This is a genomic window from Acidovorax sp. SUPP3434, assembly GCF_030159015.1.
GTDB lineage: Bacteria > Pseudomonadota > Gammaproteobacteria > Burkholderiales > Burkholderiaceae_C > Paracidovorax.
The window spans coordinates 45501-68829 of sequence record NZ_BQXL01000002.1; the positions used below are offsets into that span (position 1 = coordinate 45501).

At 67.0% G+C, this 23329-nt stretch carries 18 protein-coding genes; 14 read left to right on the forward strand and 4 right to left on the reverse strand.

From position 1 onward, the window contains the following. The first annotated feature begins 6 nt into the window (after positions 1-6). From AVKW3434_RS04070 to AVKW3434_RS04115, 10 genes are all read left to right on the forward strand, one after another. The gene (locus tag AVKW3434_RS04070) at positions 7-924 is read left to right on the forward strand and encodes an ABC transporter permease (protein ID WP_272565313.1); all 918 of its coding nucleotides are present in this window, start codon (positions 7-9) and stop codon (positions 922-924) included. A 13-nt stretch (positions 925-937) separates the two neighbouring features. Beyond that, positions 938-1924, forward strand: coding sequence for an ABC transporter ATP-binding protein (locus AVKW3434_RS04075; RefSeq protein WP_284404704.1), 987 nt, complete (start codon positions 938-940; stop codon positions 1922-1924). Beyond that, the gene (locus AVKW3434_RS04080; protein ID WP_284404706.1) at positions 1921-2772 is read left to right on the forward strand and encodes an ATP-binding cassette domain-containing protein; all 852 of its coding nucleotides are present in this window, start codon (positions 1921-1923) and stop codon (positions 2770-2772) included. The genes AVKW3434_RS04075 and AVKW3434_RS04080 overlap by 4 nt, the downstream gene beginning before the upstream one ends. A 54-nt stretch (positions 2773-2826) precedes the next feature. After that, complete coding sequence (locus AVKW3434_RS04085) at positions 2827-4236, forward strand: M20 family metallopeptidase (RefSeq protein WP_284404708.1); 1410 nt, start codon at positions 2827-2829, stop codon at positions 4234-4236. An 81-nt stretch (positions 4237-4317) separates the two neighbouring features. Beyond that, entirely contained in the window at positions 4318-4824 is a 507-nt protein-coding gene (locus AVKW3434_RS04090) for a YbaK/EbsC family protein (protein WP_284404710.1), read from the forward strand. Next, on the forward strand, positions 4821-5096 hold the full coding sequence (locus AVKW3434_RS04095; RefSeq protein WP_284404712.1) for a DUF1289 domain-containing protein: 276 nt from the start codon (positions 4821-4823) through the stop codon (positions 5094-5096). The genes AVKW3434_RS04090 and AVKW3434_RS04095 overlap by 4 nt, the downstream gene beginning before the upstream one ends. Continuing rightward, positions 5093-5743 carry a 2-hydroxychromene-2-carboxylate isomerase gene (locus AVKW3434_RS04100; protein WP_284404714.1) on the forward strand — a complete coding sequence of 217 codons (651 nt, stop codon included), beginning with the start codon at positions 5093-5095 and terminating at the stop codon, positions 5741-5743. Before AVKW3434_RS04095 ends, AVKW3434_RS04100 begins: the two co-directional genes overlap by 4 nt. A gap of 387 nt (positions 5744-6130) precedes the next feature. Then, complete coding sequence (locus AVKW3434_RS04105) at positions 6131-7789, forward strand: MFS transporter (protein ID WP_284404716.1); 1659 nt, start codon at positions 6131-6133, stop codon at positions 7787-7789. A 241-nt stretch (positions 7790-8030) separates the two neighbouring features. Then, the gene (locus AVKW3434_RS04110; RefSeq protein WP_272565303.1) at positions 8031-8993 is read left to right on the forward strand and encodes a porin; all 963 of its coding nucleotides are present in this window, start codon (positions 8031-8033) and stop codon (positions 8991-8993) included. A gap of 121 nt (positions 8994-9114) precedes the next feature. Then, entirely contained in the window at positions 9115-9315 is a 201-nt protein-coding gene (locus tag AVKW3434_RS04115) for a hypothetical protein (protein ID WP_284404718.1), read from the forward strand. A gap of 101 nt (positions 9316-9416) precedes the next feature. Here the strand turns inward: AVKW3434_RS04115 and AVKW3434_RS04120 are convergent, their stop codons facing one another. Then, positions 9417-10526, reverse strand: a complete 1110-nt coding sequence (locus tag AVKW3434_RS04120; RefSeq protein WP_284404720.1) for an ABC transporter substrate-binding protein — start codon at positions 10524-10526, stop codon at positions 9417-9419. Between the two features lie 190 nt (positions 10527-10716). After that, complete coding sequence (locus AVKW3434_RS04125; RefSeq protein ID WP_284405188.1) at positions 10717-11817, reverse strand: ABC transporter substrate-binding protein; 1101 nt, start codon at positions 11815-11817, stop codon at positions 10717-10719. 237 nt (positions 11818-12054) lie between these two features. On the opposite strand from AVKW3434_RS04125, the gene uvrA reads away from it, so the two are divergent. Further along, positions 12055-17904: an excinuclease ABC subunit UvrA gene (gene uvrA, locus AVKW3434_RS04130; protein WP_284404722.1), complete on the forward strand. Its 5850-nt coding sequence runs from the start codon at positions 12055-12057 to the stop codon at positions 17902-17904. A 182-nt stretch (positions 17905-18086) separates the two neighbouring features. Here uvrA and AVKW3434_RS04135 read toward each other — a convergent pair whose 3' ends face one another. Both AVKW3434_RS04135 and AVKW3434_RS04140 read right to left on the reverse strand, forming a co-directional pair. Next, positions 18087-19073, reverse strand: coding sequence for a hypothetical protein (locus AVKW3434_RS04135; RefSeq protein WP_284404725.1), 987 nt, complete (start codon positions 19071-19073; stop codon positions 18087-18089). Between the two features lie 5 nt (positions 19074-19078). Beyond that, complete coding sequence (locus AVKW3434_RS04140; RefSeq protein WP_284397830.1) at positions 19079-19627, reverse strand: hypothetical protein; 549 nt, start codon at positions 19625-19627, stop codon at positions 19079-19081. Positions 19628-19973: 346 nt separating this feature from the next. Here AVKW3434_RS04140 and AVKW3434_RS04145 point away from each other — a divergent pair, with 346 nt between their 5' ends. Genes AVKW3434_RS04145 through AVKW3434_RS04155 form a run of 3 tightly spaced genes read left to right on the forward strand, consistent with a single transcriptional unit; the run spans position 19974 to position 23325 of the window. After that, positions 19974-21350, forward strand: coding sequence for an aspartate aminotransferase family protein (locus AVKW3434_RS04145; protein ID WP_284397832.1), 1377 nt, complete (start codon positions 19974-19976; stop codon positions 21348-21350). Then, entirely contained in the window at positions 21350-22417 is a 1068-nt protein-coding gene (locus AVKW3434_RS04150) for a GNAT family N-acetyltransferase (protein ID WP_284404727.1), read from the forward strand. Before AVKW3434_RS04145 ends, AVKW3434_RS04150 begins: the two co-directional genes overlap by 1 nt. Beyond that, complete coding sequence (locus tag AVKW3434_RS04155; RefSeq protein WP_284404729.1) at positions 22414-23325, forward strand: arginase family protein; 912 nt, start codon at positions 22414-22416, stop codon at positions 23323-23325. The genes AVKW3434_RS04150 and AVKW3434_RS04155 overlap by 4 nt, the downstream gene beginning before the upstream one ends. Positions 23326-23329: the final 4 nt, after the last annotated feature.

Below are 23329 nucleotides of genomic sequence, written 5' to 3' on the forward strand. Positions count from 1 at the left end.
ACTGCCATGAACGCTTCCACCACCCTTTCCTCCCCCGGCGCGGCGGCCACCCTGGCCCTGCCGTCGCCACCGGCCTGGCGCCGCTGGCTGCGCCGCGTGCTGGGCCAGCGCGGCCTGGTGCTCGGCGCCATCGTGCTCGTGCTGGCCCTGGTGGCCGCGCTGCTCGCCCCCTGGATCAGCCCGCACGACCCCTATGCGCAGGATGTGACCCAGCGCCTCATTCCGCCCGTCTGGCATGCCAAGGGCAGCTGGGAGCACGTGCTGGGCACCGACAAGCTCGGCCGCGACTACCTGAGCCGCCTCATCTACGGCGCCCGCGTGTCGCTGCTGATCGGTGTGGTCACGGCGCTCATCGCCGGGGCCATCGGTACCACGCTGGGCGTGCTGGCCGGCTACTTCGGCGGCCGGGTGGATGCGGTCATCAGCTACATCATCACCACGCGCCTGGCCATGCCGGTGGTGCTGGTGGCGCTGGCCATGGCCTCGCTCGTGGGCGGCTCGCTGCAGGTGGTGATCGTGCTGCTGGGCCTTTTGCTGTGGGACCGCTTCGCCATCGTGACCCGCTCTGCCACGCAGCAGCTGCGCGATGCCGAGTTCATCGCGGCGGCCAAGGCGCTGGGCGCATCCACGCCGTACATCCTGGTGCGCGAGCTGCTGCCCAACCTGATGAGCGCTCTCACCGTGGTCGCCACACTGGAGATGGCACACGCCATCCTGCTCGAATCGACCCTGTCGTTCCTGGGCCTGGGCGTGCAGCCGCCCACGCCGTCGTGGGGCCTGATGGTGGCCGAGGGCAAGGCCTACATGTTCTTCCAGCCCTGGGTGATCCTGATCCCCGGCGTGGTGCTGGCCGTGCTGGTGCTGGCCATCAACCTGGTGGGCGACGGCATCCGCGATCTCACGGCCCCCGATGGCCGGAACTGAAAGGCAAAGACCCATGACCACCCCTTTGCTGGACGTGAATAACCTGCGCGTGGACCTGCCCACCGAGCGCGGCATGCTGCACGCGGTGCGCGGCATCGATTTCCACGTGAACCGCGGCGAACTGCTCTGCCTGGTGGGCGAATCGGGCTGCGGCAAGTCGATGACCTCGCTCGCGCTCATGGGCCTGCTGCCGCGCAAGGCGGTGCGCACGGCCGACCACATGCGCTTCGACGGTGCCGAGCTGCAGGGCCTGCCCGAGCGCGGCATGGCGGCGCTGCGCGGCGCCCGCATGGCGATGATCTTCCAGGAGCCGATGACCTCGCTCAACCCGTCGTACACGCTGGGCGACCAGCTGTGCGAGGCGCTGCGCGCGCACCGCAAGGTGAGCATGGCCCAGGCGCGCGAGCGGGCCGTGTACCTGCTGGAGCGGGCGGGCGTGCCGCAGGCGCCCGAGCGCCTGCGCCAGTACCCGCACCAGCTCTCGGGCGGCCTGCGCCAGCGCGTGATGATCGCCATGGCGCTGATGTGCGAGCCCGACCTCATCATTGCCGACGAGCCCACGACCGCGCTGGACGTGACCATCCAGGCGCAGATCCTGCGGCTGCTGCGCGAGCTGCAGCAGGAGTTCGGCACGGCCGTGGTCTTCATCACCCACGATCTGGGCGTGGTGGCGCGCATCGCCGACCGCGTGGCGGTGATGTATGCGGGCGAGGTGATCGAGACCGCGCCGGTGGGCGAGTTGTTCGCGCGGCCCACGCACCCCTACACGCAGGGCCTGCTCAACTGCATTCCCGTGCGCGGCAAGACGCTGCCGGGCAGCCGGCTGCAGGCCATTCCCGGCGTGGTGCCCAGCCTGGTCGGCACCGTCCAGGGCTGCGCTTTTTCCAACCGCTGCGCGCACGCGCAACCGGCCTGCGCGCATACGCCGCCCTATGTGGCGGTGGATGCCCACCACGCGGTCCGCTGCGTGCAGGCCCATCCCCTGGCGGAGGCCGCATGACCCCCAAGCCCCTACCCCCGGCACCCGGTAGCGACATCGCCCTGGAGCTGTGCGCGCTGCACCGCAGCTTCCGCCTCAAGCGCGGACTGTTCCGCGCGCCCGGCGAGATCCACGCGGTGAACGACGTCTCGCTGCGCGTTCGCAAGGGCGAAACGCTGGGCCTGGTCGGCGAATCCGGCTGCGGCAAGAGCACGCTCGCCAAGATGCTGCTGGGCCTGCTGCCGCCCAGCTCGGGCAGCGTGCTGGTCGATGGCAAGGAGATCGATCCGCGCCAGCGCCGCGCGCTGGCGCGGCGCATCCAGCCCATCTTCCAGGACCCGTACTCATCGCTCAACCCGCGCCGCACCGTGGCCGACATCGTCGGCGTGCCGCTGCGCCTGCACCAGGTGGGCACGGCCGTGGAGCAGCGCCGGCGCGTGCGCGAGATGCTCGATCTGGTCGGCATGCCCGAGCGCACCCATGCGCAGTACCCCAACCAGCTGTCGGGCGGGCAGCGCCAGCGCGTGGCCATCGCGCGGGCGCTGGTGCTGCGGCCCGACATCCTGATCTGCGACGAGCCGACCTCGGCGCTCGACGTGTCGGTGCAGGCGCAGATCCTGAACCTGCTGCTCGACCTCAAGGCCGAGTTCGGCCTGACCTACCTGTTCATCAGCCACGACCTGGGCGTGGTCGAGCACCTGGTGGACCGCGTGGCCGTGATGTACCGCGGCGCCATCGTGGAACTGGGCACGCGCGAGCAGATCTTCGCCCGGCCCGAACACGCCTACACCCGCCGGCTGCTGGCCTCCGCGCTCACGCCCGAGCCGGGCCTGGGCATTCCCGACATCGAGCGTGCGGCCGTGGCCTGAGCGGCCATACGCACCTTCCATTCACTCCACCCACCCCACCCGAGGACCTTTCCCATGAGCCGTGACCAAGCCATTGCCCAGACGCTGGCCTGCTTCGATGACGGGCGCTTTCAGCAGACGCTGGCGCGCCGGGTCGCCTTCCGCACCGAAAGCCAGGACGCCGCCAGCGGCCCCATCCTGCACGCCTACCTGACCGAGGAGATGGTGCCGCAGCTGCAGGCGCTGGGCTTTGCATGCCGTGTGGTGGACAACCCGGTGCCGGGCAAGAGCCCCTTCCTGCTGGCCGAGCGCGCCGAGGAGGGCGCGGCCTTCACGCTGCTGACCTACGGCCACGGTGACGTGGTGCGCGGCTACGACGCGCAATGGCGCGCGGGCCTCCAGCCCTGGGAAATCGTGGTGGAGGGCAACCGCTGGTATGGCCGCGGCACAGCCGACAACAAGGGGCAGCACACCATCAACCTCACCGCGCTGGAGCAGGTGCTGGCGGTGCGGGGCGGTCGCCTGGGCTACAACGTCAAGATCATCCTGGAGATGGGCGAGGAGGACGGCTCGCCGGGCCTGAACGCGGTGTGCGCGAACGAGCGCGATGCGCTCGCGGCCGACCTCTTCATCGCCTCCGACGGGCCCCGGGTGTCCGCCTCGCGCGCCACCCTGTTCCTGGGGTCGCGCGGCGTCTTCAATTTCGACCTGCACGTGAAGCTGCGCGACGGTGGCCACCACTCGGGCAACTGGGGTGGCCTGCTGCGCAACCCGGGCATCCGGCTGGCGCATGCCATCGCCAGCCTGGTGGACGAGCGCGGCCGCATCCAGGTGCCGGGCCTGCGCCCCACCGAGTTGCCCGCCAGCGTGCGCGAGGCGCTGCGCGACATCGACGTGGGCGGTGGCCCGGACGACCCCGAGATCGACCCGGACTGGGGCGAGCCCGGCCTGACCCCGTCCGAGCGCGTGATCGGCTGGAACAGCCTGGAGGTGCTGGCCTTCATCACCGGCAACCCGGCCATGCCGGTGCATGCCATTCCCGCCGAGGCGCGCGCGCACTGCCACATGCGCTACGTGGTGGGCTCCGACCCCACGGCGTTCCTGGACCACATCCGTGAGCACCTGCGGGCCCGCGGCTTCACCGACGTGGAAGTGCGAGGCACCGACGTGCACATGGCCGCCACCCGGCTGGACCCGGACGACGCCTGGGTGCGCTGGGGCCTGGCCTCCATCGAGCGCTCCACCGGCCGGCGCCCGGCGCTGCTCCCCAACCTGGGCGGCTCGCTGCCCAACGATGTGTTCTCCGAGACCCTGGGCCTGCCCACGCTGTGGGTGCCGCACTCGTATCCGGCGTGCTCGCAGCACGCGCCCAACGAGCACATCCTGGCGGACGTCACGCGCGAATCGCTGCAGATCATGGCCGGCCTGTTCTGGGATCTGGCGGAGCAGGGGCCCGGGGTGCACCAGGAGCGCGCGGCGGCTTGAACGCCGAAGGGCTGCGCGCGCCGGCGGCCATCGCTAAGATTCACGGCTTTGGACCACCGGCCTTCCGGCCTTGAGACACCCATGTGCGCAGCCGAACTCATTCCCCTTCCCGAAGGCGTCCAGCGCGTCGCCGCCACGCTGCAGTCGCTGGGCCATCCGCACATGCCGCGCATGCTCGACGACGCGGCGCGCACCGCCCAACAGGCGGCCGACGGCCTGGGCATCCTGGTCGGCCAGGTGGCTAAGAGCATCATCTTCCGGCGCAAGAGCGACGATGCGGCCGTGCTGGTCGTCACCTCGGGCGACCGGCGCGTGGATGAGAAGAAGGTCGAGGCCCACGTCGGCAAGATCGGCCGGGCCGATGCCGAGTTCGTCAAGGCGCGCACGGGCTTCTCGATCGGCGGGGTGTCCCCCGTGGGCCACGCCACGCCGCCGGTCACGCTGATCGACCGCGAGCTGTTCCGCTTCGAGGAGATCTGGGCCGCGGCCGGCCACCCGCACAGCGTGTTCGCGCTGCGCCCGCAGGATCTGGAAAAGCTCACCAGCGCGCCGGTGGTCGATGTGGTGCAAGCGCCGACCGAATCATGAGTGATATTGAATCAATAGCTAACCGCGCAATGCTGTTGAGCGCGGGAGGCTATTTCGACGAGGCCAGCACGGACGGCGTGCCCTCGCCGTGCATCTCGGTGTGCCGCCTGTCCGCCGATGGCACCTCCTGCGACGGCTGCTTTCGCACGCTGGACGAGATCCGCGCATGGTCGGGCGCGGATGATGCTGAACGCCGCGCGATCTGGGCCCGCCTCGCGCAGCGCGCGGGTTTCGAGTTTCCCCCGCCATCCCCTTTCCCGGACCTGCCGTGAAGCACATCACCTTCTACCTGGACTTCGTCTCGCCTTATGCCTGGCTGGCGTTCGAGCAGTTGCCGAAGGCCCTGGAAGGACTGACCTACAGCGTCGAGTACCGGCCCGTGCTGCTGGGCGCGCTGCTGCAGCGCCACGGCAACCCCGGCCCGGCGGGCATTCCGGCCAAGCGGCTGTGGACCTACCGCCATGCCGAATGGCTGGGCCATTCGCTCGGCACGGGCCTGGCCATGCCGGCCCAGCACCCGTTCAACCCATTGCCGCTGCTGCGCCAGTCGCTGGCCTGCAGCGAGGACGGCGCCATCAACCGTTTCGTGGCCGGCACGGTGCTGCGCCATGTGTGGCTGGGCGGGCACGATGCCAACGACCCCGCGCGGCTGCAGGCGCTGGCCGAGGCACTCACGCAGCAGGTGCGCCCGGATCCCGCAGGCGCCACCGCCAAGGCCCTGCTGCGCGCCAACACCGACGCGGCGGCGCAGCGTGGCGTGTTCGGCGTGCCGGCGTTCGAGGTGGAAGGCCGCCTGTTCTGGGGGCTGGACAGCCTGCCCATGCTGCGGGCCTGCCTGAGCGGCGATCCCTGGTTCGACGGCCCCGCGTGGGGCCGTGCCGAGGCGCTGCCCTCCAGCTTGCCGCCCGCCGCCGCCTGATCCCGCCGAACCCGGCGGCAGGCACCGAGTCGGCCCGCTTGATCGCGCTGATGCGGCCGATTCCTCCGAGGTCTCCGCCCTTTCAGGGTTAGTCCCTGGCAGGGTTTTCCCGCGGCGCGGCGGTGCGGCGTTGGTGCCTCCGTGGCCCGTTCGGTGGGCTGTACCGCGTTTTCACCCCCGATTTACCGCATCGAGAAATGCGGGTGCAGGGTTGGCCCGGGGTTTGTCAGGTGGCTGTCAGTCCGGGGCGCCGTGGGGCGCCTGGCGCTTGTCAGTGTTTGGTCAGATGCACGTCCGATATTGCGGTCCAGGCTGCGACGAGTGCCCGGAAACCCCATCGCACCGTGCATTTCCGCATCCATCCGACCACCAATGGAGACAAGCACCATGGCTACCAATGTTGCATCCCGGCCCATGTCGCCGGAAGAAAGAAAAGTCATCTTCGCCTCGTCGCTGGGCACCGTGTTCGAGTGGTATGACTTCTACCTGTACGGCTCGCTCGCGGCCATCATCGCCAAGCAGTTCTTCAGCGGGCTGGATGCGGGCTCGGCCTTCATCTTCGCGCTGTTGGCCTTCGCGGCCGGGTTCATCGTGCGGCCCTTCGGCGCGCTGGTGTTCGGGCGCCTGGGCGACATGATCGGGCGCAAGTACACCTTCCTCGTCACCATCCTGATCATGGGCCTGTCCACGTTCATCGTGGGCATCTTGCCGACCTACGCCAGCATCGGCGTGGCCGCGCCGGTGATCCTGATCGCGCTGCGCATGCTGCAGGGCCTGGCCCTCGGCGGCGAGTACGGCGGGGCCGCCACCTATGTGGCCGAGCATGCGCCGCAAGGCAAGCGCGGCGCCTACACCTCGTGGATCCAGACCACCGCCACGCTGGGCCTGTTTCTGTCGCTGCTGGTCATTCTGGGCACCCGCACCGTGATGGGCGAGCAGCAGTTCGGTGATTGGGGCTGGCGCATTCCGTTCCTGGTGTCCATCCTGCTGCTGGGCATTTCGGTGTGGATCCGGTTGTCGCTGTCGGAATCGCCCGCCTTCCAGAAGATGAAGGCCGAAGGCAAGACCTCCAAGGCGCCTTTGTCGGAGTCGTTCGGCGAGTGGAAGAACCTCAAGATCGTGATCCTCGCGCTGATCGGCCTGACCGCCGGCCAGGCCGTGGTCTGGTACACGGGGCAGTTCTATGCGCTGTTCTTCCTCACGCAGCAGCTGAAGGTGGACGCCGTCACGGCCAACCTGATGATCGCTGCCGCGCTGCTGATCGGCACACCGTTTTTCATCGTGTTCGGTTCGCTGTCGGACAAGATCGGCCGCAAGCCCATCATCATGCTGGGCTGCGTGCTCGCCGTGCTGACGTACTTCCCGGTGTTCAAAGCCCTGACCGAAGCGGCCAATCCCGATCTCGCCGCCGCGCAGGCCAAGAACAAGGTGGTGATCGTTGCCGATCCTGCCGAGTGCTCGTTCCAGTTCAACCCCACGGGCACGTCCAAGTTCACGAGTTCGTGCGACATCGCCAAACAGGTGCTGGCCGCCGGTTCGGTGAGTTATGACAATGAAGTCGCGCCAGCCGGCACGCCTGCCGTGATCAAGATCGGCGCCACCACCATCGCGAGCTACAGCGCCAAGGGCCTGCCCGCCGACCAGGTCAAGGCCAAGGATGCGGAGTTCAAGAAAACGGTGGCCGACACGCTCAAGGCCGATGGCTACCCCACGAAGGCCGACCCCGCCAAGATGAACAAGGGGATGATGGTCGCCCTGCTGACCTACCTCGTGCTGCTGGTGACCATGGTGTACGGCCCCATCGCCGCCATGCTGGTGGAAATGTTCCCCACCCGCATCCGCTACACGTCGATGAGCCTGCCCTACCACATCGGCAATGGCTGGTTCGGTGGCCTGCTGCCCACCACCTCGTTCGCCATCGTGGCGCAGACCGGCAACATGTACAACGGCCTGTGGTACCCCATCATCATCGCGGGCGCCACGGCGGTGATCGGCACGCTGTTCATCCGCGAAACCAAGGACGTGGACATCTACGCCAACGACTGATGGAACCGCGCGGGCGCCCGGGAATCCGGGGCCCGCAGAATGGAAAAGGGCTGCATGTGTTGGCAAAAAACGCCAAAGTGTGGTGGCGATGCATCAAGGCTGTTATGAAAATGACTTTTGGGGGTGGTATTGAGGCGCCACCCCCTAGAATTTCGTAAGTAGTTGCACCAACGCCCGGCGGCCACCCGCTCTGCAGTGCCTACCACACCATCTGACGGATAAAAGCATTCAAGGAAATCACATGCAAAAGACGAATCGTTTGGCACTGGCTGTGCTGGCTCTCCTGGGTAGCACCGCTGCCTTCGCCCAAAGCAGCGTCACGCTGTATGGCCGTGTGAACACCACGGTGGAACGCCAAGAAGTGGGCGACACCAAGACCACCGGTCTGTTCAACAACGCTTCGCGTTTCGGCTTCAAGGGCGTGGAAGACCTCGGCGGTGGCCTGAAGGCTGGCTTCCAACTGGAAAGCGGCTTCGCTTCCGACACCGGTTCTTCCGATGCACGTGGCTTCTTCGCCCGTCAAAGCGAAGTGAACCTGTCGGGTGGTTTCGGCGCCCTGCGCCTGGGCCGCTTCACGGCTGAGTCCTACTACGCTACGGCCGACTACGTCAGCCTGCACAACCACGACACCGGTTCGTCGTCCGATGCGTTCTACGCCTACGTGATGCCCGATGCCAACAAGATTTCCTACCGCACGCCCGATTTCGGCGGCCTGACCGTCGAAGGCGCCGTGGCGCTGCACGAGCAAGCTGTCGGCGTGAAGAACGCCTATGACCTGGCTGCCAACTACAACCTGGGCGCTCTGGCCCTGGGCGCTGGCTACAGCAAGCAAGGCGACGTGAACCAGTTCGCACTGCGCGGCCTGTACACGATGGGTTCGTTCATGTTCGGCGGTTACTACCAACGTGACGAAGACGCATACGTCCTGAATGGCGGCAAGCGCAACACGTTCCGTCTGTCGGGTGCCTACCTGATGGGCGCTTCGGAATTCCACGTGAACGTGGGCCGTGCCGGCAAGTACAAGAACGTGGCTGACAGCGCCGCTACGCAATACACGCTGGGCTACAACTACAACCTGAGCAAGCGCACCAAGGTGTACGGCTACTACACGAAGGTGAACAACAGCCGCAATGCCGCTTACATGACGGGCATCGCCGGCGCTGACTTCAGCTCCGTGGCCGTGGGCGTTCGCCACGCATTCTGATGGTTGACGCGGGTCGGCGGCCCCGGCTGCCAACCCGTGTTCCAGACGATCCGAGCCTCACATCCCGAAAGGGGTGTGGGGCTTTTTTTCAGCCGTTCGTTTCACTAAAAAGGAGATAGGTATGTGGAAAATTGTCGTGGGCTTCGTTCTGTTCGCAGCGCTGTCGCTCTTCGTCATCATGAAAGCCGGAGACAAAGTGGACATGAGCGGTGAAAAGCACGGGGCCGATGCCGTGCATGTGCCTGAAACGGCGGCCCCTGCGGCCAGCAGCCCCGCATCGGCGCCCGCGGTGCCCGCCTCGGGGGCCAGCAGCGCTTCCTGAAAACGGGCGGCTGCCCGATGCAGACGTGAAGAAGCCCGCTGATGCGGGCTTTTTTGCCGAGCGCAGACGGTCGGGCGGGCGAAAGCGAGGTTTTCAGCCCCTCAGCGGCGGAATTTCCCGTCCGCGCCGAGGATGGACAGTTCGGCAAAGTCCAGCCCGGTGTGGTCGTCGGGGCCGTAGCTCACCTCCAGGCCGCCCAGATCGACTTTCTGCAAGCCTTCCAGCGCGGCATGGATCCGCTCCCGGGTGGGCTTGGGGCCGGCGCGGCGCAGGCCTTCGACCAGCACCTTGGCGGCCGCGAAACCTTCCAGCATGGCGGGGCTGACTTCCTTGCCCCGGCTCTTGGCGAGGCCCTGCGCTTCGCTCACCAGCGGCACGTTCACGGCGCGCTCATTGGGGAACACCTGGGTGACGATCACACCGCGGGCGTTGGCTCCCAGGCTTTTGGCGAAACCCGCGGAGGCATTGTTGGACAGCGTGGCCACCTGCGCCGTCGATCCTGCGGCGCGCAGGGCCGCGTAGCCTTCGGCCACGGCGGTGCTGGAGGCGATCATCAGCACGGCCTGGGCCTGCGACTGCGCGATCTTGGGCACGAGGGCTCTGAAATCGGGCTTGGTGCGGTCGATTTTCTCCAGCAGCACGGCTTTGAGCTTGGCGGTGTCCAGCCCCTTTTGCGCGCCGACCAGGCCGTCCGCGCCGAAGCTGTCGTCCGCATGGACCACGGCGATCTTGGTGATGCCGGTGGATGCCAGGTGCGCGATGGCCTTCTCGGCTTCGCGCTGGTAGGGCGCCCGCACGTTGAAGACGTTCCGGCGCACGGGCCGGTGCAGCACCATGGCTCCGGTGGAGGGGCCGACCAGCGCCACGCCGTATTTGTCCAGCAGCGGGATGACGGCCTCGGTGGGCGGCGTGCCGCGCGTGAGAAAGAGAGCGGAGACGTTCTGCTCTTCGATCAGCTTGCGGGCATTGGCCGCGGCCAGTTGGGGGTCGAGCTTATCGTCCAGCGAGATGAGCTGGATTTTCTGCCCGTGGATCCCACCCCGCGCATTGATGGCGTCCAGGTACAGCTTGGCGCCGTCGGTGGTTTCCTGCACCCCTGCGGCCACCGTGCCGGAAAAACCGGCAGTCTGTCCGATGAGGATCTGCGCCTGCGCGGCCGACAGCAGCGCCGTCAAGGCCACGCCCGCGCTGATTTTCTGGAGGGTTCTCATAGCTCTCTGGTCAAAGGATGGAGGGGCGTGCCGGACTCGCTCCGGCCCCGGCATGTCCGGCGATGGCGCTTCTCAGGAAGGGACGTAACCGAAAGGTACGGCGATTGTGCCGAGGCGATGGCCGCGGCTTTCCTCATATCCCCCGGATGGGCTGGGCCATTGCGGCCGCTCGGGCACGCTGCCCGGGCCTTCAGCGGCGGAACTTTCCGTCGGTTCCGATGATAGACAGGTCGGCGAAGTCCAGGCCGGTGTGGTCCTCGGGGCTGTAGCTGACTTCCAGCCCGCCCAGGTCGAACTTCTGCAGCCCTTCCAGGGCCGCCTGGATGCGGTCGCGGGAGGGCTTGGGGCCGGCGCGGCGCAGGCCTTCGACCAGGACCTTCGCGGCGGCATAGCCTTCCAGCATGGCAGGGCTGATTTCCTTGCCCTGGGCCTTGGCGAGGTCCTGCGCCTCGCGCACCAGGGGGAAGTTCATGGCCCGTTCGTTGGGGAACACCTGGGTGACGATCACCCCGCGGGCGTTGGCGCCCAGGCTTTTGGCAAAACCGGCGGAGGCGTTGTTGGACAGCGTGACCATCTGCGCGCCCGAGCCGGCGGCGCGAAATGCCGCATAGCCTTCGGCCACGGCGGTGCCCGAGGCGATCATGAGCACGGCCTGGGCCTGCGACTGCACGATCTTGGGCGCGATGGGGGCAAAGTCCGGCTTGGAGCGGTCGAACTTCTCCTGCAGCACGGCCTTGAGCTTGGCGGCTTCCAGCCCCTTTTGCGCGCCGACCATGCCGTCGGCCCCGAAGCTGTCGTCCGCCTGCACCACGGCGATCCGGGTGATGCCCATGGAGACCAGGTGGGAGATCGCCTTTTCGGCTTCGCGCTGGTAGGTCGCGCGCACGTTGAAGACGTTCTTGCGCACCGGCTTGTGCAGCACCATGGCGCCCGTGGAGGGGCCGACCAGGGCTACGCCGTGCTTGTCCAGCAGCGGAATGATGGCCTCGGTGTGGGGCGTGCCGCGCGTGAGGAAGAGGGCGGAGACGTTCTGCTCCTCGATCAGCTTGCGGGCATTGGCGACGGACAGTTGCGGATCGAACTTGTCGTCCAGCGAGACCAGCTCCACCTTCTGCCCGTGGACCCCGCCCCGGCCGTTGATGGCGTCCAGATACAGCTTGGCGCCCTCGGTCGTCTCCTGCACGCCCGAGGCCACTGCCCCCGAGAATCCGGCGGTCTGGCCGATGAGAATCTGTGCCTGGGCCGCCGACAGCAAGGCGGCCAGGACCAGTGCGGCGCCGGTGTTGCGCATGAATGCCATGGTGTGTCTCCAATCCGTGAGGGGTTGCCGAGGAAAGCCCTCTGCCTGGGCGCCACCTTGCCGAAGTTGACGATTCGTGACAATAGGTAACACCCTGGGTCGAAGGCCTTTTCCATGCCGCGGGCGGTTGCCAACGGCGGCCTCGCCCCGATATGGGAAAACGCCCTACCTTCCGCGCGCGGAAGCCGTCCCTAGAATGCTCCGCCTCCCCTACCCGAAAGACCCCCGATGACCCAGGGATTGATCCGCATCCACGGTGCACGCCAGCACAACCTCAAAAACCTCGATCTGGACATCCGCACGGGTGAGTTGACGGTGGTGACGGGCCCCAGCGGTTCGGGCAAATCCAGCCTGGTGTTCGACACCCTCTACGCCGAGGGCCAGCGCCGCTACGTGGAAACCTTCAGCGCCTACGCGCGCCAGTTCCTCGACCGCATGGACAAGCCGGCCGTGGACAAGGTGGAGGGCGTGCCGCCCGCCATCGCCATCGACCAGACCAACCCGGTGCGCTCCAGCCGCTCCACGGTCGGCACGATGACCGAGCTGAACGACCACCTGAAGCTGCTCTTCGCCCGCGCCGGCCAGCTGTTCGACCGGCAGACCGCGCAGCCGGTGCGCCACGATTCGCCCGAGACCATCTACGCCGAGCTGCAGCGCCGCTGCGCCGAGGCCGGCGACCCGCGCGTGGTGCTGACCTTCCCCGTCGAGCTGCCCGCCAACACCTCGCCCGAGCAGGTCGAGCAGTGGCTGTCCGCCAGCGGCTTCACCAAGGTCCAGGCCGAGCGCGAGGTCGCGACGCCCACCGGGCCCCGCAAGCTGCTCGATGTGGTGGCCGACCGGTTCCGCCTGGGCAATGCCGAGAAGGCGCGGGTGGTGGAGGCCATCGAGGTGGCGATCAAGCGCGGCACCGGGCGGCTGAACGTGTACCGGCTGGTGGACGACGGCGAGCCGGAACTGTGGCGGTTTTCCACCGGGCTGCACTGCCCCGACAGCGACCTGCGCTACAGCGAGCCGATCCCGTCGATGTTCTCGTTCAATTCGGCCGTGGGCGCGTGCGACACCTGCCGCGGCTTCGGCCGCGTGATCGGCGTGGACTACGGGCTCGTGATCCCCAACGAGAAGCTCACGCTGCGCGCGGGCGCGATCAAGACCATCCAGACGCCGGCGTGGAAGGAGGCGCAGGACGACCTCATGCGGCACGCCGAAACCGCCGGCATTCCGCGCGATACGCCCTGGTACAAGCTCACCGAGGACCAGAAGCAATGGGTCATCGGCGGCGCGCCCGGCTACAAGGACGGGCAGTGGAACAAGCAGTGGTACGGCATCAAGCGCTTCTTCGAGTACCTGGAGAGCAAGGCCTACAAGATGCACATCCGCGTGCTGCTGTCCAAGTACCGCAGCTACACGCCGTGCCCCACCTGCGGCGGCGCGCGTTTGAAGACCGAGAGCCTGCTGTGGCGCGTGGGCAGCAAGGAGGACGCCGACATCGCGATCGACCCGGCCCGCCGTTTCATGCCCCAGGGCGTGCAGTGGAGCCGCGCGCAGCTCGAAGCGCTGCCCGGCCTGTGCCTGCACGACCTGATGCTGCTGCCCATCGACCGGCTTCGGCGCTTCTTCGACCGCATGGAGCTGCCCGAGGGCGATGCCGCCGCGGGTGGCGACGCGCAGGCGCTCAAGCTGCTGCATGAAGAGATCACCACGCGCCTCAAATACCTGTGCGACGTGGGCATCGGCTACCTCACGCTGGACCGGCAAAGCCGCACGCTCAGCGGCGGCGAGGTGCAGCGCATCAACCTGACCACGGCGCTGGGCACCTCGCTGGTGAACACGCTGTTCGTGCTGGACGAGCCCAGCATCGGCCTGCACCCGCGCGACATGCACCGCATCACCGAGGCCATGCTTCGCCTGCGCGATGCGGGCAACACGCTGGTGGTGGTGGAGCACGACCCGGCCGTCATGCTGGCGGCCGACCGCGTGATCGACATGGGCCCCGGCCCGGGCGAGCGCGGCGGCTCCATCGTGTTTGACGGCACCACGGGCGAGCTGCGCCGCGCCGACACGCTCACCGGCCAGTACCTGGCCGGCACCAAGCAGATCGGCATGGGCTACCAGCGCCGCGTGACGGAGGCCACGCCGCGCCTGATCCTGGAAGGTGCGCGCGAGCACAACCTGCAGAACGTGTCGGTGGAGTTCCCGCTGCAGCGCCTGGTCACCGTGACCGGCGTGAGCGGCTCGGGCAAGTCGAGCCTGATCCAGGACGTGCTGGCCCCCGCGCTGCTGCGCCACTTCGGCAAGGCGACGGAGACGCCCGGCGCGCACGACCGCCTGCTGGGCGCGGACCACCTGGGCGAGGTCGTGTTCGTGGACCAGTCGCCCATCGGCAAGACCGCGCGCTCCAACCCGGTGAGCTACGTGGGCGCGTGGGACGCGATCCGCGAGCTGTTCGCCGTGGCGCCGCTGTCGCGCCAGCGCAGCTACACCGCGGCCAAGTTCAGCTTCAATTCGGGCGACGGGCGCTGCCCGACCTGCGGCGGCTCGGGGTTCGAGCACGTGGAGATGCAGTTCCTGTCGGACGTGTACCTGCGCTGCCCCGACTGCGACGGCAAGCGTTACCGGCCGGAGATCCTGGAGGTGACCATCGAGCGCGGTGGCCGCTCCTTCAACGTGGCCGACGTGCTCGACCTCACGGTGAGCGAGGCGGCCGCCCTGTTCGCCGCCGACCGCGACGTGATCCGCGCGCTGCAGCCCATCGTGGACGTGGGGCTGGAATACGTGAAGCTGGGCCAGCCCGTGCCCACGCTGTCGGGCGGCGAGGCCCAGCGCCTGAAGCTGGCCGGTTTCCTCGCGGAAGCGGCACGCGTGGAAAGCAAATCGCGCCAGCCGCTGGCGCGCAAGGGCACGCTGTTCCTGTTCGACGAGCCCACCACGGGCCTGCATTTCGACGACATCGCCAAGCTCATGCGGGCGCTGCGCAAGCTGCTGGATGCCGGGCATTCGCTGGTGGTGATCGAGCACAACCTGGACGTGATCCGAGCCAGCGACTGGCTCATCGACCTCGGCCCCGAGGGCGGCGACGGCGGCGGCCTGCTGGTGGCCGAGGGCACGCCCGAGGACGTGCGCCAGCACCCCACCTCGCACACGGGCGCCGCGCTGCGCGAGTACGAGCAGGCCCTGGGCGCGGGCGGCCACTCGGTGCACGAGAAGGCTGCGGTGCTACGAAAAGAGAAGCAGCGTGCCCTAGCGGAACATGCGCCGGCGGCCAAAAACGCCATCGAAATCGTCAACGCCAAGGAGCACAACCTCAAGAACCTGAGCGTGGACATTCCGCGCGGCCAGTTCAACGTGATCACCGGTGTGTCGGGCTCGGGCAAGTCGACGCTGGCGTTCGACATTTTGTTCAACGAAGGGCAGCGCCGCTACCTCGAATCGCTGAACGCCTATGCGCGCTCCATCGTGCAGCCGGCGGGCCGGCCCGAGGTGGATGCGGTGTACGGCATTCCGCCCACGGTGGCGATCGAGCAGCGCCTGTCGCGCGGCGGGCGCAAGAGCACGGTGGGCACCACCACCGAGGTGTGGCATTTCCTGCGCCTGCTGTACGTCAAGCTGGGCGTGCAGCACTGCGTGCACGACGGCGCCGCCGTGCAGCCGCAGACGCCCGACAGCATCGCCGCACAGCTGCTGCGCCACTTCAAGGGCCAGCACATCGGCCTGCTGGCGCCGCTGGTGATGAACCGCAAGGGCGTCTACACCGAGCTGGCCGACTGGGCGCGCCCGCGCGGCTACACCCACCTGCGCGTGGACGGGCACTTCCTGCCCACCACGGGCTTTCCGCGCATCGACCGCTTCAAGGAGCACACCATCGAGCTGCCCGTGGCCAGCCTGGACGTGTCACCCGAGAACGAGGGGCTGCTGCGCTCGTCGCTGGCGCGCGCGCTGGAACTGGGCAAGGGCGTGGTCCACGTGCTGAGCCAGCTCGATGGCCTGAAGGACGCCATGGTGGCCGGCACCGCCACCGCGCACATCGGGGCGCTGCAGGCGTTCTCCACCAAGCGCGCCTGCCCCGTGTGCGCCACCAGCTATGCCGAGCTGGACCCGCGCCTGTTCTCCTACAACAGCAAGCACGGCTGGTGCCCGGACTGCGTGGGCACGGGCGTCAAGCTCACCCGCGAGCAGCGCAAGGTGTTCGACGACTCGGTGCAGGACGACAAGGAAAAGGGCCGCGAGCAGACCTTCGCCGAGCCCGAAGCCGAGGACGTGGCCGACGTGGCCTGCCCCACCTGCCAGGGCACGCGGCTGAACGCCACGGCCCGCGCCGTGCGCTTCGGCGAGAACGCCGCCGCCGGCCGTGCGGGCGTGGGCATCGCCGACATCGCCGCGCTGTCGGTCACCGACATCCGGCAGTGGATCGAGGCGCTGCAGCAGGGTGCGGCCCTGAGCCAGCGCGAGGCCGACATCGCGCGCGACCTGATCCCCGAGATCCAGAGCCGGCTCGAATTCCTGGAAGAGGTGGGCCTGGGCTACCTCACGCTGGACCGGGGCGCGCCCACGCTCTCGGGCGGAGAGGCGCAGCGCATCCGCCTGGCGGCGCAGCTGGGCAGCAACCTGCAGGGCGTGTGCTACGTGCTGGACGAACCCACCATCGGGCTGCACGCGCGAGACAACCAGATCCTGCTGAACGCGCTGCACAAGCTGGGCGACAAGGGCAACACGCTGGTGGTGGTGGAGCACGACGAGGACACCATCCGCCGCGCCGACCACATCATCGACATCGGCCCGAGCGCCGGCAAGCGCGGCGGGCGCCTGGTGGCGCAGGGCAGCGTGGCCGACGTGCAGGCCGCCGAGGATTCGCAGACCGGCCGCTACCTGCTGCATGCCATGCGGCACCCGCTCAAAGCCCGTCGCCCGGTGGTGCCGCCCGTGCACATCGCCCGCTCGGATGCTACTATTTTGATAGCTAACAAGGCAGAAAGTACTAGGGCATCCGGCCAAAAAGAGCCCGAAACCGCCCAACCGGAGCACTGGCTGACCGTGCGCGGCGCGCACCTGCACAACCTGCAGCGCGTGACCGCCAGCGTGCCGCTGAACCGCCTGGTGGCCGTGACCGGCGTGAGCGGCTCGGGCAAATCGACCCTGGCGCGCGACGTGCTGCTGGCCAATGTGCAGGCCTGGGTGCAGCAGCGCTCCACCAAGGCCGGGCGCGATGCGATGGACGCCGGCAAGGCGCCGCCCCTCGTGGGCTGCAGCGGCCTGTCGGGCTTCGAGACGGTGGACCGCGTGCTGGAGGTGGACCAGACCCCCATCGGCAAGACGCCGCGCAGCTGCCCCGCCACGTACATCGGCTTCTGGGACACCATCCGCAAGCTGTTCGCCGAAACGCTGGAGGCCAAGGCGCGCGGCTATGCGGCCGGCCGGTTCAGCTTCAACACCGGCGAAGGGCGCTGCCCCAGCTGCGAAGGGCAGGGCATCCGCACCATCGCCATGAGCTTCCTGCCTGACGTGAAGGTGCCCTGCGAGACCTGCCACGGCGCACGCTTCAACCCCGAGACGCTGGCCGTCACCTGGCGCGGCAAGAGCATCGGCGACGTGCTGCAGATGGAAGTGGACGAGGCGGTGGAGTTCTTCGCCAGCATGCCCGGCATCGCGCACCCCCTGCAACTGCTCAAGGACGTGGGCCTGGGCTACCTCACGCTGGGCCAGCCCAGCCCCACGCTGTCGGGCGGCGAGGCGCAGCGCATCAAGCTGGTGACCGAGCTGACCAAGGTGCGCGACGAGGTCGGCCGCCGCGGCCAGAAGGCGCCGCACACGCTCTACGTGCTGGACGAGCCCACGGTGGGCCTGCACATGGCCGACGTGCACAAGCTCATCCAGGTGCTGCACCGGCTGGTGGACGGCGGGCACAGCGTGGTCGTCATCGAGCACGACCTGGACGTGATCGCCGAGGCCGACTGGATTCTCGACCTGGGGCCGGAAGGCGGCCGGGAAGGGGGGCGCATCGTCGCGGCGGCCGCGCCAGAAGAGGTGGTGCGGCTGGGCACGCACACGGGCAAGGCCCTGGGGCCGGTGCTGGCGCGGGGGTAGCAAAAGGAGCGGCGGGGTTCCGGTAACCCCGTCGCTGGCGCAGCAACTTCGTGGTCCGACCTGGCGAATCCTTGTCTTGAAGGCAGCCTGCGGATGGCGAGTCCGCTGCCGTTTTTTCATGGACGGGAGTGACGATGGAAAAACTCGAAATCGCTTGGTTTCCCAGACGCAACCGATCCATTTCAAAGAAATGACGAAACGCTCTCCCGTGCAATCGCGTTGATCATGTCCTCATAAACCTGCATGACCTTTTCGTAAGCGCCGGGCTTTTCTCGCAGCATATTTTTGACGTAATCCATCCTGCTGTCGGAGCATTCGACACCGGATGCGCACCGGTTGACTACGTCGAATTCGGTTGAATCACAATTCAAACCCAAACCACAAGGCAGCAGGTAGATGGCAAGACCCACATCGGTATCGGAGGTGAGTGGGTAGAAATGGCCATTGAATTTGTATCCACGCATGCCTGTATCGGGATCGGCTTGCAGCGCGATGCGTGGCCCGATATCTTCGATCACCATCGGATCTTGGGTTGCCAGCAGTTGGGTCAATGCGGCTTTTCGATTTTGCTTTTGCTCCTCATTGCTGTTGCTGAGGCCGGTGGTTTTTTCTAGAAAAGCTTTTTCTGCGAGCAGCAAGGGGTCTTTGTCCCGCAGGCCGTTGGATTTGACTTCAGAAATTCTGCTATCAGACAATTCATCCGCGATGAAGTTGCTGCATCGGGCCCGCAAAATATCGGTTGCTTTGGAAATGGCGCCATATTTTTCATCGTTCTTTCCGATGCTGTAGGGCGTTTGTACTTGTTTAAAGTATTTTCCTGCGACGATACTTTTGCATTGGGACAGCACTTGCGCTGCGTAATAAGTGCCACCGCGCTCGGGGTGTTGCAACGCGTACAGGACGAACTCGCGGAGATCTTTGGATCCGTTGTAGCGGTCCAAAATTGGAGCGGATAAGGCCGTTTTTTTCGATGAGGCTTCGTCCGGGTTTTGTTTTGCTCCGTCAAGGCTCGGAGCAACGTTCAAATGCGAACCGCCAGTGTTCTGTATCACATTTTCAGTGGGAGGGCGTGCGGTTTTTGGGGTCGGCTTGCTCACCATTAAAACGCCGACCACTGCAGCGATACCGATGGCTGAAATTACTGCGAGCCTTTTTCTATTTTTTTTCATGCTCATCATCCTTGATTGCATTTGCGGTGGGTCGGCTTGTTGATGTTGATGGAGTCAGGAAATGGAGTGTCTATCAACTTGATGGAAGAGTATTTGTAGCCTGGATTGATCGCCCAGGTTTCTCTGCTGCCATCTGCATACGAAACAGTAAAGCCATTGTATGTGACCCCATTCATCGAGATTTTAAAATCCCTGGCGAAATCTCGGTAGGCATCCAGCGTTCCAAGATTTGTCATGTCATTGAATACCTCTTGGGCCGCCAGCCAGCGATTTGTCACATCCGAGTTTTTTGTCGTGCTTTTAGCGCCTGAACTCACCCTTGCGAGGCATACACTCGTCCCGCTTTCAATGGCGGACATCTGAGCCATGATGTCGATGCTGTCTCCTAAAACGACAGTTCCATAATAGCCTGGGCTGTTATAAAAGCCGGTGAATGGATCTGGACTGGCTACCACGGTCACATCTGGCAGAGTCGGCTCATTCGTTAGTCCAACAGGTGAATGTGCCAACCCGAAAAAAGCAATGGACGGATAAAGCAGATACTTGATTTTCATTTTCCTCCCTTGTCTGAAGTTGATTAGATCAACTTTCTGAAGGGTGGAATTATTGTTATTGAGACGTCCATCGTCAATTGCTTTTTCGTAACAAAAAAGTACGTAATATCGAGGCTGCTCATGTCTTGTGAACGAGGTAGTCCTTGTGGGCGCATAGGCATCCACTGGCCCAGTCACCGGCGAAATCAACAGCCGCGATGGGAAGCCGGTGACGCTCCACGATTTGCACACAAACGCTCGATAGACGGTCAAGGTTGGGGGGCCAGACTGCGCTGCAGATGCTGAAGGCCAAGCCCGTTGCGGGATGCCAAGGCATGCAAGCCAACCCTCTGGAGCCCCTTCCGACATGAGCCAAGACAACGCCCAACTGCTGGCCGACGAAGCAAAGTACTGCTCGTTCGGCGACACCGTTCACTACGTCAACCCGCCCAAGATCTTCGACGGCTGCGACGGCAGCTACATGTACGACGCCGAGGGAACGCCTTACCTCGACCTGCAGATGTGGTACTCGGCCGTGAACTTCGGCTACAAGAACAAGCGGCTGGAAGAGGTCATGATCCGCCAGCTGCAGACCCTGCCGCAGGTGGCCAGCCAGTACCTGCACCCCACGAAGATCGAGCTGGCGAAGTTCATCGCCCAGGACGCCGAGGCCAAGTGGGGCAACGCGGGCCGTGTGCACTTCAACGTGGGCGGCGCGCAGGCCATCGAGGATTCGCTCAAGGTGGTGCGCAACGCCAGCGGCGGCAAGAGCCTGATGTTCGCCTTCGAGGGCGGCTACCACGGCCGCACGCTGGGCGCCTCCAGCATCACCTCCAGCTACCGCTACCGCCGCCGCTTCGGCCACTTCGGCGACCGCGCGCAGTTCCTGCCGTTTCCCTATCCGTTCCGCCGCCCCAAGGGCATGACGGCCGAGGAATACTCCGAATCGCTGGTGCAGGAGTTCGCGCGCAAGTTCGAAAACGAGTACCACGCCGTGTGGGACCCCAAGACGCGCCAGTGCGAATACGCGGCCTTCTACGTCGAGCCCATCCAGGGCACGGGCGGCTACGTGGTGCCACCGGCCAATTTCTTCAAGGGCCTTAAGAAGGTGCTGGACGAGCATGGTGTGCTGCTGGTGGTCGATGAGATCCAGATGGGTTTCTGGCGCACCGGCAAGCTGTGGTCGGTCGAGAACTTCGGCGTGAAGCCCGACGTGCTGGTGTTCGCCAAGGCGCTGACCAACGGCCTGAACGCGCTGTCCGGCCTGTGGGCGCGCGAGGAACTGATCAACCCCACGATCTTCCCGCCGGGCTCGACGCACTCCACCTTCGCCTCCAACCCGCTGGGCACGGCGCTCGGCCTGGAGGTGATGAAGATGACGCACGAGATGGACTTCGGCGCCCAGGTGCGCGACAGCGGCGCCTACTTCCTGGAAGGACTCAAGGACCTGCAAAAGCGCCACAAGGAAATCGGGGACGTGGACGGCCTGGGGCTGGCGCTGCGGGCCGAGATCTGCACCGAGGACGGCTTCACGCCCAACCGCGCGCTGCTGGACAAGATGGTGGACATCGGCCTGGAAGGCAATCTCGAATACAAGGGCCAGAAGCGCGGCCTGGTGCTGGACGTGGGCGGCTACTACAAGAACGTCATCACGCTGGCACCTTCGCTCATGATCACGCGCCCCGAGATCGACGAGGCCCTGGTGCTGCTGGAGCAGCTCCTGACGCGCGCCAAGCGCAGCTGATGCCCTGGCGCAACGCGCTCGAGCCGCAGGCGCTGGCCGGGCACTTTGCCGCGCACCCGCCGCAAGGCTTCACGGTGCTGCAGGGTCTGCCGGCGCCGGCTTTCGCGGCGCCGCTGGACCTGCTCACCACGGCGGACGATGCGCTCAAGGCCCGCGTGCGGGCGCTGCCGCTGTTCGCGCGCTGGTCCCGCTGGCTGCGGGTGACCACGGGGTTCGTGGGCACCACGGTGACCGAATACGCACCGCTGCCCGCGGATGGCACCGCGCCCGAGGCCCTGGCGCAGGCCGTGCGCGCGGGGCCGGGGCGGCGCTTCGCGCTGGCCATCATCAAGGACCTGCCGCAACAGTCGCCCCTGCTGTCCGACGCCGACAATGCCTACGCGGCCGCCCTGGCGCACGCGTGCGAGCGCCAGGGCTTCGTGCTGGTCGAAGGGCAGGCGCTGGCCTATGTGCCCATCGACTTCGCGAGCATCGCCGACTACCTGGGACGCCTGTCCGCCAGCCGGCGCCAGAACCTGCGCCGCAAGCTGCGCAGCCGCGCGGGGCTGGCGGTGCGCCACATCGCCACGGGCGAGGCCTTTGCCGACGACGCCGTGGTGGATGCCTACTACGCGCTGTACGAGGCCGTGTACGCGCAGAGCGAGGTGCACTTCGACCGGCTCACGCGCGGTTTCTTCGCCGCCGTGCTGCGCGATGCGTCCAGCGGCGGCATCGCCTTCGAATACCGCCAAGCCGCCTCGGGCGAGCTGCTGGGCTGGAACCTGTGCTACGTGCATGGCGGCCGCCTGGTGGACAAGTACATCGGGCTGGCCTATCCGGCCGCGCGCGAGGCCAACCTGTACTTCGTGAGCTGGATGGAAAACCTCGAATACGCGCTGGCGCACGGCCTCACGCACTATGTCGCCGGCTGGACGGACCCGGAGGTCAAGCGCAGCCTGGGCGCGCGCTTCACCTTCACGCGCCACGCGGTGTACGTGCGCCAGCCCGTGCTGCGCGCCCTGGCGCGGCGGTTCGCCGGGCGCTTCGAGAGCGACCGGCAGTGGCGCGACCGCGCGGAGGCCGCATGAGACCGGCGGACTGGCCACCGGTCGTGCTCGACCTCGACGGCGCCGTCGGGGCGCTGCCGGACGAGCGGCGCATCGATCTGGCGCAGGACTGGCACGAGGCGCTGCGGTTCGGCTGCGGCCTGGCCCGCATCGGGGCCTTCGGCGGGCTGCTCGATGCCCGTCTGCCGGCCTTCGACCGCCACGGCCCGGTCTTCATGGGCAGTGGCGATTTCCACCACCTGAGCTGGCCGCTGATCGCCCGCTGCATCGCCGCGCGCGGGCACACCGCCGCGCGGCCCCTGCGCGTGGTGGTGCTGGACAACCACCCGGACAACATGCGCTTTCCCTTCGGCGTGCACTGCGGCTCGTGGGTGCGCCGCGTGGCGATGCTGCCGCAGGTGTCGCACGTGCACGTGGTCGGCATCACCTCGGGCGACATCGGCCTGCGCCACGCGTGGGAGAACTACCTCGCGCCGTTGCGGGCCGGCCGGCTCACCTACTGGAGCGTGGGGGTGGATACGCGCTGGGCGCGCTGGCTGGGCCTGCAGGCGCGGTTTCGCAGCCTGCCCGATGCCGACGCGCTCGCCGCCACGCTGTACCGCGTGCTCTCGGCCCACCGCCAACCCACCTACCTCAGCATCGACAAGGACGCGTTCTCGCCCTCGGTCGTGCGCACCAACTGGGACCAGGGCGTCCTGGGCGCGCAACACGGCGACGCCCTGATCTCCGCGCTGCGCGGGCAGCTCGTGGGCAGCGACGTGACGGGCGAGGTGTCCGTGCACCGCTACCGCACGGCGTGGAAGCGGTGGCTCAGCGCGGGCGACGGGCAGGACACTGCCCAGGCCGACGCGGCGCTGCCGCAGTGGCAGGCGCAGCAGGCGGCGTTCAATCGGGTGCTGCTGGGTCAGCTGGCGATGGCGGCGGATTGAACGG